The sequence below is a fragment of the Moorena sp. SIO3H5 genome (genome assembly GCF_010692395.1).
GTDB lineage: Bacteria > Cyanobacteriota > Cyanobacteriia > Cyanobacteriales > Coleofasciculaceae > Moorena.
On the sequence record NZ_JAAHHS010000710.1, the window covers coordinates 1 to 1,961 of the forward strand.

Genomic DNA, 1,961 nt, shown 5'->3' on the forward strand with positions numbered 1-1,961 from the left:
TCTTAAAAATAATCCCTTATTATTTATCCTTTTTTTTCAACAATGAACCAGCACCTAAAGCAGTAATTCCCAGCAGCGCTAATCCCGAAGTCGGTTCAGGCACACTGGTTGGATCTGGCTTTGACGGATCCTCGGTTATCGTTTCCTGAAAATTAGGATTGGGATCAACATAGATAGTTGGAGGTAATAGCGAACCCCCAAGAGTAAAGGTAATTCCTGAGTCTCTGTCCCAGATAAGGGTATAAGCCCCGGCATCAACAGCCCTACCAAAATCGATATCTAGAATCCAACTATCAGGGGTAGCGTCAAAGGTAGTAATAAAGTTTCTAGGAGGAACAGGAAGAGGAGAAGGAAAAGGAGAAGGCAACGGTTCAAGGGTAATATCAGAACCGACTTGCTCTAACCCTTCTACATCAAGAAACCAAGAGAGTAATTCCCCTTCAGTAGTGTACTCAACAAACCCCTCGTAATCTCTAGTTTCGGGAGGAGGCTCTGGCAGAAAACTAGGAAAATCCGACAATTCAAGTTCGCCACTGAATTCTTGGTTAATTATCTGCTCAGCATCAGCCGGTAAAACGGCAACAGTAGCAGAAGTTAAAGCGACAGCAGTAGTCACAAGAGCGAATTGGTGAGAAAGATTAGTCACAGAAAGTATCCTCGTTCAGTATGTGTAGAATAGGGAACAGGTAACAGGGAACGGTAGGAAATAGTCAACAGGATTTTTTTGTGATGATAAATTATTATGATTTATCTAATTGATGTTAAACTAATAGAGTTAGCTTGAATTATAGTCACCTAAAAAATCTATGTCAATACTTTATCAAAAGCCCTAAAATTGACAATGCCAAATTGCCTGATTAGTATAGGGTTTTTCATAGTAGTGAATTAATTAATTTTGAAATTAGCCAACAATTTTAATAAAACCTCCATCTCCTCATCTCCCCATCTCCCCATCTCCCCATCTCCCTACTCCCATTGAGAACCGCTATAATTGCAACTAAAACATTAGGTTCGTGTGAACCTAACACAGTGGCTTGGCAAAACTAAGATAGTGGAAAAACTTAAACAAGTTTGGCAATTTCTCAACACTGACATCCGCGAGTTAGGAACCCCTGGAGAAACCGTTGAAGCTGGGGCAGAGGTTTCTAAAGCTAGCTTAGAATTGATGATTGCTCTCGGTTTGCTGACTCCACTAGCGCCGGTTGCGGCAGGGCTATCGTTTGTGGGACTCACCTGCCAAGGGCTAAAGCTGTTTGGTGCCAAGACCAACAACAAGCTAACCTCGGAGCAATGGGTAGGTATCGCGTTTCCCTTAGCCTATATCGAGAGCTTTGATAGCTTAGTTCGCAACAATGACTGGTTAAGGGAAAAAATTGGTGCTGGAGTATCCGGTAACGATATCAATAACGATGCTAAGCAGCAAATTGACCAGCTTGGAGAACTCAACTTAGATCAGGCGCTAGTTGATCAAGCATGGGACTACTTCCCTGAATCCACGTTAGGGCAAGCCTTAAATCAGCAATTATCCCAATACCTGGGAAAAGCAGGACTAGATCCAAATACCATTCCCCTGGTTACTGGGTGGGTAGCTTGGGGCACCTATGGTTGTATAGACTCATTACTGTCCTATGAGCAAAAGGATATAGTCAATAGTTTCAACCCCCATAGAGCAGCAGCCCAGCAAACAGCGCCAACTCGCAAATATGGCAACATTGAAGCCTACCTAACTGAGCAAATATCCCCTAATCCCAGTGACCCGCTACGACATCAACAGTGGAAGGTACTGGGTGAAGACTTTAAAATTCCCGATATCTATGTACCCCTAAAGGCTCAGTTACTCGACACCAATGGCAAGGTAAAAAAACAGGCAAACCCAGTTAACTTAGAAAGTTGGGCAAAACAGCAGCTTACTAATCCTGGCCAACATGATCAGGTGATGTTTATTCAGGGGGGACCAGGGA

At 43.1% G+C, this 1,961-nt stretch carries 2 protein-coding genes; one reads left to right on the plus strand and one right to left on the minus strand.

The window, feature by feature from the left end; translation table 11 throughout:
• Positions 1 to 19: 19 nt before the first annotated feature.
• Positions 20 to 646 (minus strand): PEP-CTERM sorting domain-containing protein, encoded by a 627-nt coding sequence (locus tag F6K52_RS35770; protein WP_293089868.1) that lies wholly within the window; start codon positions 644 to 646, stop codon positions 20 to 22.
• Positions 647 to 1,015: 369 nt separating this feature from the next.
• On the opposite strand from F6K52_RS35770, the gene F6K52_RS35775 reads away from it, so the two are divergent.
• Positions 1,016 to 1,961: hypothetical protein (locus F6K52_RS35775; protein WP_364421418.1), on the plus strand; the 946-nt coding region annotated here is incomplete at its 3' end.